Here is a 14,469-nt window from a genome sequence, read left to right on the forward strand (position 1 = left end):
CTCAGGCGCGCTTGGATTCGTGGACAAGCCGGCAGACCATCGGCGTAAAGATCAGCTGCATCGCCAGATCCATCTTGCCGCCAGGGATCACGATGGAATTGGCGCGGGTCATCCAGCTGCCTTCGATCATTGAGGTCAGATATGGGAAATCGATCCCGCGCGGGCTTTTGAACCGGATCACGACAAGGCTTTCGTCCGGCGTTGGAATCCAGCGGGCGATGAAGGGATTCGAGGTGTCGACAACCGGTACGCGCTGGAAATTGATGTCGGTTTCCGAAAACTGCGGGCAGATGCAGTGCACATAGGCATGCATGCGGCGCAGGATTGTGTCGGTGACCGCCTCGGTGGTGTAGCCGCGCTTGTCGCTGTCACGGTGGATCTTTTGAATCCATTCGAGGTTGATCACCGGCACGACGCCGATCTTCAGGTCGGCCTGAGCGGCCAGATTCACCTCGTCGCTGACGACGGCGCCGTGCAGCCCTTCGTAGAACAACAGGTCGCTGCCGTCTTCAAAGGGGGCCCAATCGGTAAAGGTTCCGGGGGCGGCGCCATAGCGGGCGGCTTCGTCGTCATCGTGGATATAGTGGCGGGTCTCGCCTTTGCCGGTTTCGCCATAGGTCCGAAAGACGTCTTCGAGCTTGGCAAGTTCGTTGGCGTCATAACTGAAATGGCTGAAGGTCTCGTCGCCTGCGGCCTTGCGGGCGTCCAGTTCGGCCTTCATCGCTGCGCGGTCAAAGCGGTGAAAGGCGTCCCCTTCGATAGAGACCGTGCTGATCCCTTCGCGCCGAAAGATCTGGTCGAAGGTGGATTTGACGGTGGTGGTGCCGGCACCAGAGGAGCCGGTCACCGAGATGATCGGATGTTTCTTGGACATGGGGGACTGCTTTCAGGTCAGGCGCGGAACAGGCCGCGTTGGGCAAAAAGGGCCGAGACTTCGTGTTGGGGCAGGTCGTGATAGCTGGCCACGCGGGCGACCTTGTCCGAGGTTCCAAAGACAAAGGGCGTGCGGGCGTGCAGGCTGTCTGGCACCCGGTCAAGGATGGGCGATGTGCCGGTGGTGGCGTTGCCGCCCGCCTGTTCGACCAGTAGCGCGATCGGGGCGCATTCATAGATCAGACGCAGGCGGCCCTGTTCGTACCCGGGGCGAGCGTCGGCCGGGTACAAGAAGATACCGCCGCGCGTCATGATCCGGTGGGTTTCGGCCACCAGCGAGGCCACCCAGCGCATATTGAAATTCCGCGCCCGAGGGCCGTCTTCGCCGGCAAGGCAGTCGTCGATATAGGCGCGGACTGGCGGTGCCCAGTGCCGATAGTTCGAGGCATTGATGGCAAATTCGGTCGACGCGGGTGGAATCGACGGGGCAGTTACTGCCTCGACAAAAGTATTTGTTGCACGATCAAGGATGAACTGCCGGACGCCTTCACCAAAGGTGACCACCAGCGCGCTTTGCGGACCGTAGATGAAATAGCCCGAGGCGATCAGGTGACGTCCTTCGCGCAGGAATGTCCCGCTGGCATCCGCGGTCGCAGGCTGAATGCCGAAAATCGTGCCGATGGAGACGTTCACATCAATGTTGGATGAGCCGTCAAGCGGGTCGATGGCGATGGCCAATGTGCCATCCGTATCAATCTGAACCACATCTTCCTGCTCCTCCGAGGCGTACCAGCGGATGCCAGTGCCGCGCAAAGCTGTGGCAAAGGCGTCGTCGGCCATGACATCCAGTGCTTTCTGGTCGTCGCCATCGGTGTTGTTACCGACGCTGGCACCAAGGGCGCCGCCCAAAGGCCCACGCGCGATCAGGTTCGACAGATCGGCAGCGACGCGGCAGAGCGCCTCCATCACGGGGCGCAGATCCTGCGGGATCGCGGTATTGGCGTTAAGTGACTGCATGTGGTCGGGGCCTCCCATCCTCGTCCGGTGCAGTCATTGAGTTCCACGGGTTGCGGTGATAAGAAAATTTAAAAATTCTGATAGATGTGTAAGGAAAAGTTTTGTCACGCTACGATCACATCACCTTCAAGCAATTGCGCGCCCTTGCTGCCGTCATTCAGGAAGGCAGTATTACGCAGGCTGCCGAAGGCCTTGGGCTGACCGGCCCGGCTGTGCATAGCCAATTGAAATCATTGGAGGATGCCGTTGGCAGCCCGCTGCTGGTGCGCGAGGCGAAAAAGCGGATGATCCCGACGCCTCAGGGCGAAGCGCTGCTTCAGGCCCATGCGGAGGCACGTGCGGCGCTCGGTCGCGCCTGTCACACCATCGAGGCACTGGATCGCGGGCAAATCGGGCGCGTCGTCTTGGGTGTCGTGAGCACCGGCAAGTATTTCGCGCCTCGAATCGTGGCTCGGTTGCGGGCCGCCATGCCCGAAGTCGACATCCGTCTGAAGGTGGGCAACCGCAGTGAGATCCTGCAGGCGTTGAGCGAGCATCGGCTGGATCTGTGCATCATGGGGCGGCCGCCGCGCGACCCGTTGATGGCCTCTCGGGTGCTGGCGCCGCATCCGCACATCCTGATTGCTGCCGCAGATCATCCCTTGGTCGGGCAGGGACCGGTCAGCATCAACCGTCTCTTGGACGAAGTCTTTGTCATGCGCGAACCGGGATCGGGGACACGCATTCTGGCGACCCGCTATCTGGACGAAGTCGGGCAGGGGCGCGAGGTGCAGGTGATCGAAATGGACAGCAACGAGACCATCAAACAATCCGTGATGAACGGGCTTGGCGTTGCGCTGATCTCGGCCCATACGGTGGCCGACGAGCTGGCGACCGGGCGGTTGGTGGCGCTGGATTGCCCCGGACTGCCGATCTGGCGGCAATGGTTCCTTCTTACCCCATCTTATACGTCTTTGCCTGCTACCAAACGGGTTCGGGATTGGATCGCCGAGCATGGCAAAGACGCCCTGCCGGCCCTCGACTTTTAAAAGCGTTTCGACCGGACCGGGGTTCGGGGAAAGCTTTCAAATTGGTTCAAACTGTTGGTTTTCAACCTATCGCTTCAACGGGCTTTCGCAGGTATCGTAGCGCGATTGTGAGAGCGGGCATGAAAGCTCGCCGTCGTTATGAGGTGAGCAGATGAAACTGGGATTCGTATCCGACAGTCTTGGAGCGCTAAGCTTTGACGACATGCTGGACCATGCGGCACGTCTTGGAGTTTCGGGTGTCGAGATGAACACGGGCGGCTGGTCGACAGCGCCCCATCTTGATTTGTCCGAGTTGAACAACAGTTCCAGGGCGCGCAAACGCTTTCGCCAGGCCTTTGCGGACCGCGATCTTGAGATTGTCAGCCTGAACGCGAACGGCAATCCCTTGCATCCGGTGGACCGGGGACAGGCAGATTGCCTTGTCGATACCATCCGCCTTGCCGGAGAACTTGGGGTCAAGACGGTTTGCACCATGTCGGGGCTGCCCGCTGGCAACCCGAATGACACCATGCCGAACTGGGTCGTCTCGTCCTGGCCGCCCGAGACGCAGGACATTCTGCGCTATCAGTGGGAAGAGGTCTTGTTTCCCTTCTGGACCGGCATTGTTGCGCTGGCGCGCGACGCCGGTGTCGAACGGATCGCGCTGGAGCTGCATGGTAACCAATGCGTCTATAACGTGCCCTCGCTGATGCAATTGCGTGATGAAGTAGGCCCCGTGGTGGGCGCCAATCTGGACCCGAGCCACCTGTTCTGGATGGGGGCCGATCCGCTTGTCGCGGCCGAAGCGCTGGGGGAGGCGATTTACCATGTGCATGCCAAGGACACGATGCTGAACGCTCCGGCGCAGGCGGTGACGTCGTTGCTTGAGACTGGCTCGCTCGTGGATATTCCATCGCGGTCCTGGTCTTATGTCACCTTGGGTTATGGCCACGGCGACGAATGGTGGCGCCAGTTTTGCTATCGCTTGAAGATGGCGGGATATGATGGCTGGCTGAGCATCGAGCAAGAAGACATGCTGCTCAACACGCTCGAAGGGCTGGAAAGGTCAGTGGATTTGCTCAAGCGCGCGATGCCTCTTGCCGCGCCGGATTTCCAAACGCAGGCGGTCTAAGACAGTTTTACGCCGAGCAAGAACACCTTTCCTGCGGCTTCACGGCGCCGCGTTGGGAGCGGGAGCCTTGCGCCCCTGCCAATGCCAGCCGATCAGCACCAGTGCCGCCGCGATGGCAGGCCCGAAGACGAAGATCAGTTTGTGCAGCACCAGCAATGCCAGCGCCAGACGCAGCAGGCTTTCAAATCCGCCGATCCGGCGCGCTTCGAACCGGGCAAGAACGGTGGCCAGAAGATACAGCGACATCCCGACCCGCGCGCAGACGAACATCAGGTGCAACGGATGCACGGTGCCATCAAGGCCGCTCAGGTAGCGCCCGGCCCCGGACACCGGGTTCAACTGGGCCGCTTCGATCAGCAAAAGCTCGGGGTAGAAGGCAAAGATGAAGGGGATCACAAAGATCACCACGCCCGCCTTGACCGCCGCAAACCCGGTGCGCAAGGGATCAGCCTTGGTGATGGATGAGGCCGCAAAGGCGGCCACCGCGACAGGTGGCGTGATGGCCGAGGCGACAGCAAAGTAGAAGATGAACATATTGGCGGTAAAGCTGGCGATCCCAAGCCCCACCAGCATCGGCCCCATCAGCAGCGCGACGTTGATGTAGGCGGGCACTGTGGGCATCCCCATGCCCAGAAGGATCGCCATGACCATGGTCGCCAGAAGGGCGAGGAACAAGAAGAACCCGCTTTCGGCAATGATCCCGCCCGAGGTGCGCAGCCAGCCAAGGATATCCACCGCGACATAGTTCGACAGGCCCGTCAGGTTCAGGCAGAAGTCGATGACCGAAACCGCAAGGAACATCAGGTAGAGGCGACTGACCAGCACACCCGCATCGGCCAGGGCAAAGACGATCTTGCCCGGGTTCTGGCGGATTTCGCGGTCCAGAAAGAACAGGACCAGCAGCAGCGCCGCCGCCCACCAGCCCGCCGATCCTGCATCGCCTGCCGAATTCTGGAACAGCTCCATCAGCCAAGGCAGGTTCTCGGCGCGGCAGCCGTTTTCGGTGATGATCTGGGTGATCCCCCAAAGGCCCGCCAGCGGACCGCAACCAACCGCCTCTTTCGGGGTCAGCAGGAACAGCAGGATCAGCGCAATGGGCGCGAAGATCATGATCAGGTGGATCTTGTCCTCGCGGGTCAGGCGCATGTCTTCGGTGGCCTCTCCGACTGCCTCAAGCCCTTGTTTGCGGGCCTGAAAGATGACCGTCAGGAACAGGCAGCCGAAATAGGCGACGGCAGGCAGGATGGCGGCAATAATCACCTCGCGGTAGGGCACGACGGTCATCGCGGCCAGCACAAAGGCTGCGACGCCCATGACCGGCGGCATGATCTGCCCCCCGGAGGAGGCCGCAGCCTCGATCCCGCCGGCGAAGGTCTTGGAAAAGCCGCGCCGCAGCATCATCGGGATGGTCAGCACGCCGGTGGACAGCACATTGACCACCGGCCCGCCGGAAATCGTGCCAAACAGGGCCGAGCTGACAATCGCCGCGTGGGCAGGTCCGCCGCGCATGCGCCGCGTCCACAGGAAGGCCAGTTTGATCAAGGACCGCCCGCCTGCAGAGACGCCAAACAGCGAGCCAAGCACGATATAGGGAAAGACCGTGTTCATCAGGATGCCCATGAACCGGCCCAACAGCCCTTGGGCATTGTTCACAAGGATGTCGCGCATGTTCGGGCGCCCATCCAGCAGCATGCGCGGCTCACCGCCCAGTTTGGTGACGAGGTATTTGTTCATGTCCTCAGCGCCGAGGTAGTACCAGACCAGTACGGTCAACAGCGTGTAGGCCGCAATGGCGATGGCCACTCCGACCAGAGGAAACCCCCAGATCCGCACGTTGTAGCCAAGGAAAACCGCGATAGCGACGGCGACCAGCGGAAAAATCCACAGACCTAGCGTGCTGATGCAGGATGGGTCATCGACAGTGGTCGGCTCTGGCAGGCCCATCAGTTCGGCGAATTCGATTTCGTCTTTCAGAGCCTGGACGATCAGCTCGGCGCGCGCACCGGTGAACTGGTCGATCAGGCAGACACTGTCGATCTCGATCAGATAGCCGGCGGCGACCGCAAAAGCCATTGTGACAAGCGCGACATCCATCAAAAGCCCCATGCGGAACAGCCCCGTGCCGCGGTCATTGAAATCGCGGGCAAAGCTGTGCTGCATCGCGACGGTGGTCATCATCAGCACAAAGGACAGCGGGAAGAGGTATTCATAGCTGAACCGCCGGATCACCACGCCTTCGCCAAAGGTATCCGAGACCCAGGTGTCAAGGCCGGGCAAGGTGGGCAGGGTGTTCAGCATTCCGATCACCACAAGGATCAGGCCCAGAACAAGGGCCAGACGCTGGTAAAGATCGCGCTGTACGGGGATGTCGTTTGTCATGAAGCCCTCTTCTGACCCTTGGTCAGTTTGTCAGATGTCGGATTTCGGGAAGCAGCGGGGGCCATAGCCGTAGCTCGGGCCCCCGCTGGCCGTTATTCCTTGGCGCAGTCCGGGACGGTATAGCCCGCCTCCTCCCATGCGGCGACGGCGCCGGGGTGATACTTCAAAGGGTTCACGCCACAAAAGCCCGAGGCCTCGGCATCCAGAACAGCGACATTGACGTTGGGCATATAGGCGGTCTTGGCTTTGAGGGCGTCGATCTGCGCAATGTACTCGGCCACCAGCGCCTTGGCCGTGTCAAAGGGCATGTCCTTGTTGACCATATCGGCAAAGGCGGTGCCCATGCCGCGGAACACTCCATCCTCCGAGATCAGGCGAATGCCCTTTCCATCGCCGTACCCCATGTCCTCCCATTTGACCACGATCGGAACGTTGCCAGGGGCCTTGAAGATCTTTTGATACGCATCGCTTTCAAAAACATCTTTGGGGGTCGAGACCATGACGACATTGCCTGCCGCTTGCATGGTGGTCACGCGCGGCGATGGGAAGGTCATCGGCACCACGAAAGCATCCATCGAGCCATCGACCAGAAGGGTCGGCAATTGGCCCCAGTTGGCTTGGTGGCCGGTGTAGTCTTCGCCGTCCTTCAGGCCAGCCGCGAGATAGATCGCCTGCCGGGCGTTGACCAGGGCGGCGCCGCGAGGCGGGCCGTTCCAGACGTTCTTGCCCTTCAGTTCGGCCCAGCTGCCGATGCCTTCGCTTTCCAGCGCGAAAAGTCCATAGGCACCCGCGTTATAGGGATAAAGTGCCCGAAGGTTCGCCGCCAGTGCCGCGCCATTTTCCCCCTGAGAGGCAAAAGGCCCGCGCCCCTGTTCCAGCAAGAACGCAAGGATCAGCGGAACCGAGGCGATGTCCGTGCGCCCCTCGGCAATGTTCACAACCGAGTTGGTCGCGGTCTGGCCTTCCTGCACCTGAAGGTTCGCGATGCCCGCGCCGCTGGCGATCTGGGCCATGTGCAGGATCGAGGCATGCGGGCTGTTGCCCGGGCTAGAGGTTTCGGCCGTCAGGTTGGCCTGTGCAAAGGCGCTGCTGGCCAGGGTGGCGGCCGTGCAAAGCGCGACAAAGCCTTTGGTCAGTGTGTTCATGGTGTCTCCTCCCATTTTGGTTTTGCCGGGGCGCCTCCTCAAACGTCCCGGCGGGGCAGGGCTAGTGGCCCGGCCCTTGTTTCATGTCGGGTGCCTTGCGGCCCCGGTATTTCACGGTCAGTTCCAGTGCCGTGTCATTCTCGTCATAGACGCCGATCACCACGCCGCGTTTGCGGGTCTTGGTGCGCATCTCGATCAATTGTTCCTCGGACCGGGTGGTGCGCTGCGACTGGCGGCGAGTCCATGCGAACAGCTTGTCGTACATCTGCGCGATGATATCGGCATGCTCGACACTGTCACCCAGATCGGTCAGCTCTTGCGGGTCGTTTTCCAGATCGAACAGCATGGGGCGGTGGCCCCCTTCAAAGTGCGACAGTTTCCAGCGTTTGTCAGCAACCATGAACATCACGGCGTCGCGTACGGCGATATGGTTTATATGGGCGACCGGCGTGGCAGAGAAATCATATTCGCAAATCACATAGTCGCGCCGGGTGTCCGTCGCGGTGCCATGCAGGATTGGCAGCAGGCTTTCACCTTCGAGGATGTGATAGGCCGGTTTGCCCCCCGCCACTTCGACAAAGGTCGGGGCAAGGTCGATGCATTCGACCAGCGCATCGCAAACCTTGCCGCGAGTGCTGTCGGCCTCGGGGGAGGGGTCGTAGATGATCAGCGGCACGCGCGTGCTGGTGTCGTGGAAAAAGGTCTTTTCCCCCATCCAGTGATCGCCCAGAAAATCCCCGTGGTCCGATGTCAGGACGATCATCGTGTCCTGCATCCGCCCGGTGTCTTCAAGCCATTTGAACAGGCGACCCATCTGGTCGTCGGCCTGTTTGATCAGCCCCATGTAGGCCGGGATCACCGCATCGCGAACGTCTTGGCGCGAAAATGTCTCGCCGACCTTGGTGTCCATGAAGGCCTTGAAGACTGGATGGGCGTTCTGGCGTTCGCTGTCGCTGCGCACCACCGGCAGCACATGTTCGGGGCCGAACATGCTCGCATAGGGTTCGGGCACGATATAGGGCCAATGCGGCTTGATATAGGACAGATGGTAGCACCAAGGGCCGTCGTGCTGTTCCATAAAGGCCATGCCGCGTCCGGTCAGATAGGGGGTTTCGCTGTCCTCTTCGGCGATATTTGCAGGTTCGGGCGAATTTTTCAGGAACCAGCCGGACAGCACATTGCCGTCCTCGTCCAAGCCCGAGTTGGCAAAGTCGTGCCAGGGGTTGTCGCTTTCATAACCCTTGGCGCGCAGGTATTTGTTGTACTCTTTCGCGCCATCGGGATCGTAAGAGCCATCCGGTCCTTCCGGCAGCATGCCGTCGTCGCGCTCGAACACGTCAAAGCCGCATTCCGACACGCGCGCGCCGATGATCGAATCCGGCGCAAGTCCCAGGCGGGCCATGCCCTCTTCGTCGGCGCGCATATGGGTCTTGCCGACAAGAAAGCAATCCATGCCATTGTCGCGCAGATGATCGCCCATGGTGCGCTCGCCAACCTTCAGCGGGATGCCGTTCCAACTGGCGCCATGACTGTGCACATAGCGTCCGGTATAGGTGCTCATCCGGCTGCTGCCACAGATCGGAGACTGGATATAGGCGCGGGTAAAGCGCATGCCCATCTGCGCCAATCGGTCAATATTCGGTGTTTTCAGATGTGGATGGCCATAACAGCTCAGGTAATCCCAGCGCAGCTGGTCGAACATGATGAACAGAACGTTTTTTGCTTTGGCCAAAGTCCCCATCTCCTTTCTGCGTTGCAGAACAGGAGTCCCATCCTAGAAGTCCATTTTGGCAGACTGAGGGAAATTTGGGCAGATTGAAAATAATCTTTTGAGTTTAGCTATAGCGATTTTGTTATGACAGCCCCTGTGCAGTCACTTCGTCCCGGATGGTTTGCATCAGCAGCCCCGCCGTTGCCGAGACGCCGCGCGCTGCAGGCGTGGTCAGCCCCACCGATCCCATCAGGGCCCCGGCGGCAAAATCCAGCCGGATGACGTCCCCTGCATCCAGTTCCCGCCGCAACGCGCCAAGGGGATGGCAGGCGATGGCATCGCTCATGGTGATGTAATTGCGGCCAAATTCGAATGACAGGGTTTCGATGAGGTTGGAAAAGCGCTGGATGCCCTGTCCAATGACAAAGCGGTCGATCTCGGCCCGGATGATGGTGCCAGAGGTGGGCAAGACAACCTCGTGGCGGTCAATCTCCTGTATGCTCAGGTTGCGCCTTGAGGCCAGCGGATGCCCGGCGCGGGCGAAAAAGACCAGAGGTTCGGAAAACAGATGCTCGAAATTCATCCCGTGCATGTGCTCGGCAGACAAGAGCCGGCCAAAGCCGAAGTCGATCTCGCTGTTTGTCAGATAAGTTTTCAACCCTCCGATTGTGGCGGTGAGGAAATTCAGATCGACCTCGGGTTTGATGGATTTGAACCGCCGGACGGCTCCGGGCATGATCATGCGCACTACGTTGGGCAGCACATAGGCGGTGACGCGGTGGTCGCCGACTTCGTTGCGCAGCATGTCAAAGCCACGGTCGAGCTGGTCTATCCCGCCGGAGACATAGGTGAACAGCGTCCGGCCAGCCTCGTTCAGAACCAGCCCTTGGGCGCTTCGGTCAAACAAGGGCGTGCCGATCTCGTCCTCAAGTTCGCGCAGACTGCGCGAGACACCGGGTTGCACCGTGCCAAGCGCTTCGGCGGCCTTGGTGGCGCTGCCGTGGCGGGCAACGGCCAGAAAGCAGCGCAGGTGGCGCATTCGGATGTGGGATAACGCCATGACAGGGGCCTCTTGCAGATCGTTCGGGGCCCAATGTCACGGCAAAGGCAACGGGGGGCAATCCCCACATGTGTCAGCCCAGCTCCAGCGTCGCGGTGGCGTAGAACGGCGTCTGCGCGCGGGTGGTCAGTGCAGGGCGGTACATCCGAGCAGTTTCAAAGCTGGGTGCAAAACCGCGATCGATCAACAATTCCGCCAGCCCGGAGGAGGTGTCAGGCAGATCGATATAGAGGCTGCCCGTCGGCAAGCCTTCGGGGAGGCTGGACAAAAGCGCCAGAGCTGCTTGGGCATCCTGCGCCACCAGCGGGCCGATCTTTACCCCCTCGCGGCAGGCGCGGAAGGTGGCGTAATCGCCGCCGGGCAACAGGACAGTCTTGCGCGTGGCGGTATTGGTGAACCATGCGCGGGCAAAGCGGGGACGGTCCGCACCGCAGGCGCGCTTGTCTGCGGCGCAGAGGTGATCCAGATCGGCCGTCGTGGCAAGCCGCGCCAAAGGCTTTTCGGCCTTGGGAAGTGTGCCGTGATAGCGGGTTGTCTTGCCGCTCGATTCAAAGCCCGATTTGGCATAATTGGCCTGTTGGTCCGGGACCCCATCCAGCCCAATGCGGCGGGCGCCCGCGTGGGCGATCCCCGCATCCCAGACGGCGATCCCGTGACCTTGCCCGCGCCAGTCGGGCGCTGCGATGTACAGCCCGAGAAAGGCAAAGCTCTCACTGTGATTGACCACTGAAACAGCGGCGACCGGCTGGCCGTCGATCTCATTCAGAAAAAAACCGTCGGGGTCAGCGGCGTAAAACGCCTCGGCATCGTCAAGCCCGGGGTTCCAGCCTTCGGCGGCGGCCCAGTCCAGCACCATCTTCAGATCGTCCAGGGTCATGCGGCGCGTGGTCATGGGCTGAGGGCCTCTTTCAAGGATTTCGGGGCGGCCTGCACCGACCGCAGGTTCAACGCCGTGTGCAGATCGACAAGGTGCGAGCGCATGAGTTCCTCGGCGGCCTGACCGTCGCCTTCGGCGATGGCCTTGATCAGCGCGTCATGGGCGTGGCTTTCGCAAAGCGCGCTTTCACGCCGCCAATAGAGCGCAATGATCAGCGACGACCGCGCAATAAGGGCTTCGATGAATCTGGCGATGGTAGCCTGTCCGGCGATACGTGCGATTTCGATATGAAACAATCCCGACAGATGCAGCGCGCGGCCGTGGTCATTGGCGTGCAGGGCGGCGTGCTCGTCCTCGATATGGCGGCGCAGTGTGTCGATCTCGGCGGCGGTGGCGTTTTGCGCGGCGCTGCGCGCGGTGCGCGGCTCCAGCAGTTCGCGCGCCTCAAAGACCTCGTGCGCTTCGGTGGGCGAGGGCTGCGCGACGAAAGCCCCGCGATTGCGCTGGATGGTCACCAGTTGGATATGCGCAAGGCTTTGCAATGCGCTGCGCACGATGGTCCGCGAGACGCCGTAAATCTCGCCCAGTTCATCCTCGCCCAGCTTTGTGCCCGGGGCGAGGCGATGTTCATGGATGGCAAGGGACAAGGCTCGCGCAACGATCTCGCTTGAGGCTGAGGGTTTCATACAGGTTCACACTACTATTTTGCTTGCCAGCCCGGGCTCCGGGCCGCCTTGGGAATCGGTTTGGCAGAGCGCGCCTTGTATCTCAACCCTTGCGATTGTTGTGTGCGGTCCGCTTGCTGATTGTATACAATGTTGCGCACAGAAATTCAGCATCAGCCCGTGCGGTTGCATCAATTTTCATCAAACTCAAGCATGTCGGCGGAATGCCCGGCGGCTTTTGTTGCCCGAACTGGGGCAAGTCGCGCTGTTTCTAGCTCAGGACCTTGGAGACGGGCATGACAACGACAGCGCAGCGGCAGGATCTGGAACTGGTTTCGGTGACGAAACGCTTTGGCGAGGCTTTGGCGGTTGATACCGTCAGCCATCATTTCAAGCACGCCTCTTATACGTGTTTTCTGGGGCCGTCGGGCTGCGGCAAATCTTCGACCCTGCGGATGATTGCCGGACATGAAAGCGTCACGGAAGGGTCAATCCTGCTGGCGGGGCGCGACATCTCAAAATTGCCACCTGCGCAGCGCGGCACGGCGATGATGTTCCAGAACTACGCCCTGTTCCCGCACCTGAGCGTTCTGGACAACGTGGCTTTCAGTCAGAAGATGGCCGGGGTGGATGCGCCCACCCGCCGCAAGACTGCGGGTGAGATGCTGGAACTCGTGGACATGACGGCGCTGGCCGACCGTCTGCCAGACCAGCTTTCCGGCGGTCAGCAACAGCGTGTAGCGCTTGCGCGCGCTTTGATCACGCGGCCGCAGGTGCTGTTGCTCGACGAACCCCTGTCGGCGCTGGACCCTTTCCTGCGCATCCGGATGCGAAGCGAATTGCGCCGTCTGCAGCAGGAATTGGGGATCAGCTTTGTGCATGTCACCCACGGGCAGGACGAGGCTCTGGCACTGGCCGATGAGATCGTCGTGATGAACAACGCCAAGATCGAACAGGCCGGTCCCGCGCGTGAGGTTTTCAATGCGCCGAAAACCGCCTTTGTGGCGCGGTTCATGGGCGGACATAACGTGCTGGCTTTGCCCGAAGGACAATTTGCCATCCGCTCCGATGATGTCGGTCTTGGTGTGCCGGGGCAGGGACAGCAGGACGCCACAGTCACCGGGGTCGAATACCAGGGCACGCACGTCAGCGTCGCCGCGCGCATTGCCGGCGATCAAGAGGTGATCGTGCTGATGCCGGACCAACACTTTTTTGAGCAACCGAAAAACCCGGGCGACACCGTCGGTCTGATCTGGGACGCCGAAAAACTTCACCGATTGACGGCCTGAGACCCAACCAGAGCTGAGCTTCCAACCAGGAGAGAGACAATGACAAAGATTTCCAGAAGAAACGTCCTGAAGGGCGGCGCGGCCTTTGCAGCGGGCAGCACCCTTGGCGCCCCGATGATCTGGGCGCAGAACATCAAGGACGTGACCCTGCGCCAGTTCGGCACCGGGGTGTCGAACCTCAACGAGGTGGCGCAGAAGGTCAAGGAAGACCTCGGCTTTACGCTTGAGATGACGGCGCTGGATTCCGATAGTGTGACCCAGCGCGCGGCGACCCAGCCGGGCAGCTTTGACATCGCCGATATCGAATACTGGATCTGCAAAAAGGTCTGGCCGACCGGCAACCTGCAGGCGATGGATACCTCCAAGATCAAGAACTATGACAAGATCGTCGGCATCTTCCGCAGCGGCAAACTGACCCCCGACAGCGAGATCGCGCAAGGCACTGCGCCGCACACGGTTGGCTTTACCTCCGGTCCGGATGGCACCGATTTCGTGCAGGAAGAATCCGGTTGGATGACTCTGATCCCCACGATCTACAACGCCGACACACTGGGCATCCGGCCAGATCTGATCGGCCGCCCGATTAAGAACTGGTCGGAACTGCTGAACCCCGACTTCAAGGGCAAGGCCTCGATCCTCGACATTTCGTCGATCGGGATCATGGACATGGCGATGGTGGTCGAGTCGATGGGCGAATACACCTACCCGGACAAGGGCAACATGACCCGTGAAGAGATTGATCTGACGATGAAAATCTTCACCGAAGCCAAGAAGAATGGCCAGTTCCGCGCCTTCTGGAAGTCCTTCGACGAAAGCGTCAACCTGATGGCCTCAGGCGAGGTGGTGATCCAGTCGATGTGGTCGCCCGCGATCACCGCTGTCAAATCTAAAGGCATCGATTGCGTCTACCAGCCGCTGGAAGAGGGCTATCGTTCCTGGGGTGGCGGTATCGGCCTGTCGGCGGCACTGACCGGGCTGGAGCGCGACGCGGCCTATGAATACATCAACTGGTACCTCGATGGCTGGGTCGGCGGCTTCCTGATGCGTCAAGGCTATTACTCGGCCGTGCCGGAAACCTCCAAGAACTACATGTCCGAAAACGAGTGGGGCTATTGGTTCGAAGGCAAGGAAGCCACCGACACCATCACCTCGCCCTTTGGTGATCCGCTGGCCAAGGCCGGAGAGATCCGCGATGGCGGTTCGTTCTATGACCGCATGGGCTCGGTCGCCTGCTGGAACGCCGTCATGGACGAAAACCAGTACATGGTCCGCAAGTGGAACGAGTTTATCGCCGCTTGATCGTACAACCGGGGG

General features: G+C 60.8%; 12 protein-coding genes. 4 read left to right on the top strand and 8 right to left on the bottom strand.

Features of this window, described 5'->3' with window-relative positions; genetic code table 11:
- Position 1: 1 nt before the first annotated feature.
- Complete coding sequence (locus ACOYQJ_RS02275; RefSeq protein WP_422904371.1) at positions 2-874, bottom strand: phosphoribulokinase; 873 nt, start codon at positions 872-874, stop codon at positions 2-4.
- 17 nt (positions 875-891) lie between these two features.
- Positions 892-1,890 (bottom strand): class 1 fructose-bisphosphatase, encoded by a 999-nt coding sequence (locus tag ACOYQJ_RS02280; protein ID WP_422904372.1) that lies wholly within the window; start codon positions 1,888-1,890, stop codon positions 892-894.
- A 101-nt stretch (positions 1,891-1,991) separates the two neighbouring features.
- On the opposite strand from ACOYQJ_RS02280, the gene ACOYQJ_RS02285 reads away from it, so the two are divergent.
- On the top strand, positions 1,992-2,918 hold the full coding sequence (locus tag ACOYQJ_RS02285; protein WP_422904373.1) for a LysR family transcriptional regulator: 927 nt from the start codon (positions 1,992-1,994) through the stop codon (positions 2,916-2,918).
- A gap of 151 nt (positions 2,919-3,069) precedes the next feature.
- Positions 3,070-4,029 carry a sugar phosphate isomerase/epimerase family protein gene (locus tag ACOYQJ_RS02290; RefSeq protein ID WP_422904374.1) on the top strand — a complete coding sequence of 320 codons (960 nt, stop codon included), beginning with the start codon at positions 3,070-3,072 and terminating at the stop codon, positions 4,027-4,029.
- Positions 4,030-4,068: 39 nt separating this feature from the next.
- On the opposite strand, the gene ACOYQJ_RS02295 is transcribed toward ACOYQJ_RS02290, so the two are convergent.
- The 6 genes from ACOYQJ_RS02295 to ACOYQJ_RS02320 all read right to left on the bottom strand — a co-directional run bounded on the left by ACOYQJ_RS02295 (position 4,069) and on the right by ACOYQJ_RS02320 (position 11,887).
- Positions 4,069-6,408 (bottom strand): TRAP transporter permease, encoded by a 2,340-nt coding sequence (locus ACOYQJ_RS02295; protein WP_422904375.1) that lies wholly within the window; start codon positions 6,406-6,408, stop codon positions 4,069-4,071.
- Between the two features lie 92 nt (positions 6,409-6,500).
- Entirely contained in the window at positions 6,501-7,553 is a 1,053-nt protein-coding gene (locus ACOYQJ_RS02300; RefSeq protein ID WP_422904376.1) for a TAXI family TRAP transporter solute-binding subunit, read from the bottom strand.
- 61 nt (positions 7,554-7,614) lie between these two features.
- Entirely contained in the window at positions 7,615-9,285 is a 1,671-nt protein-coding gene (locus tag ACOYQJ_RS02305; RefSeq protein WP_422904377.1) for a sulfatase-like hydrolase/transferase, read from the bottom strand.
- A 121-nt stretch (positions 9,286-9,406) separates the two neighbouring features.
- Positions 9,407-10,324 (bottom strand): LysR substrate-binding domain-containing protein, encoded by a 918-nt coding sequence (locus tag ACOYQJ_RS02310; protein ID WP_422904378.1) that lies wholly within the window; start codon positions 10,322-10,324, stop codon positions 9,407-9,409.
- Positions 10,325-10,397: 73 nt separating this feature from the next.
- Positions 10,398-11,216, bottom strand: a complete 819-nt coding sequence (locus ACOYQJ_RS02315) for a GNAT family N-acetyltransferase (RefSeq protein WP_422904379.1) — start codon at positions 11,214-11,216, stop codon at positions 10,398-10,400.
- Positions 11,213-11,887, bottom strand: a complete 675-nt coding sequence (locus ACOYQJ_RS02320; protein WP_422904380.1) for a GntR family transcriptional regulator — start codon at positions 11,885-11,887, stop codon at positions 11,213-11,215. Before ACOYQJ_RS02320 ends, ACOYQJ_RS02315 begins: the two co-directional genes overlap by 4 nt.
- A 275-nt stretch (positions 11,888-12,162) precedes the next feature.
- On the opposite strand from ACOYQJ_RS02320, the gene ACOYQJ_RS02325 reads away from it, so the two are divergent.
- Positions 12,163-13,155 (top strand): ABC transporter ATP-binding protein, encoded by a 993-nt coding sequence (locus tag ACOYQJ_RS02325; RefSeq protein WP_422904381.1) that lies wholly within the window; start codon positions 12,163-12,165, stop codon positions 13,153-13,155.
- A 39-nt stretch (positions 13,156-13,194) separates the two neighbouring features.
- A complete protein-coding gene (locus tag ACOYQJ_RS02330; RefSeq protein WP_422904382.1) occupies positions 13,195-14,454 on the top strand; it encodes an ABC transporter substrate-binding protein in 1,260 nt (419 codons plus the stop codon).
- Positions 14,455-14,469 lie beyond the last annotated feature (15 nt).

The organism is Pacificoceanicola algae (genome assembly GCF_049341065.1).
In the GTDB taxonomy this organism is placed as follows: Bacteria; Pseudomonadota; Alphaproteobacteria; order Rhodobacterales; family Rhodobacteraceae; genus Pacificoceanicola.

Bases quoted from the DNA above. Each gene is read 5' to 3' on its own strand.
- ACOYQJ_RS02330 (WP_422904382.1), top strand. From the start codon at position 13,195: ATGACAAAGATTTCCAGAAGAAACGTCCTGAAGGGCGGCGCGGCCTTT.
- ACOYQJ_RS02320 (WP_422904380.1), bottom strand. From the start codon at position 11,887: ATGAAACCCTCAGCCTCAAGCGAGATCGTTGCGCGAGCCTTGTCCCTT.
- ACOYQJ_RS02295 (WP_422904375.1), bottom strand. From the start codon at position 6,408: ATGACAAACGACATCCCCGTACAGCGCGATCTTTACCAGCGTCTGGCC.
- ACOYQJ_RS02315 (WP_422904379.1), bottom strand. From the start codon at position 11,216: ATGACCACGCGCCGCATGACCCTGGACGATCTGAAGATGGTGCTGGAC.
- ACOYQJ_RS02310 (WP_422904378.1), bottom strand. From the start codon at position 10,324: ATGGCGTTATCCCACATCCGAATGCGCCACCTGCGCTGCTTTCTGGCC.
- ACOYQJ_RS02275 (WP_422904371.1), bottom strand. From the start codon at position 874: ATGTCCAAGAAACATCCGATCATCTCGGTGACCGGCTCCTCTGGTGCC.
- ACOYQJ_RS02290 (WP_422904374.1), top strand. From the start codon at position 3,070: ATGAAACTGGGATTCGTATCCGACAGTCTTGGAGCGCTAAGCTTTGAC.
- ACOYQJ_RS02325 (WP_422904381.1), top strand. From the start codon at position 12,163: ATGACAACGACAGCGCAGCGGCAGGATCTGGAACTGGTTTCGGTGACG.
- ACOYQJ_RS02300 (WP_422904376.1), bottom strand. From the start codon at position 7,553: ATGAACACACTGACCAAAGGCTTTGTCGCGCTTTGCACGGCCGCCACC.
- ACOYQJ_RS02280 (WP_422904372.1), bottom strand. From the start codon at position 1,890: ATGCAGTCACTTAACGCCAATACCGCGATCCCGCAGGATCTGCGCCCC.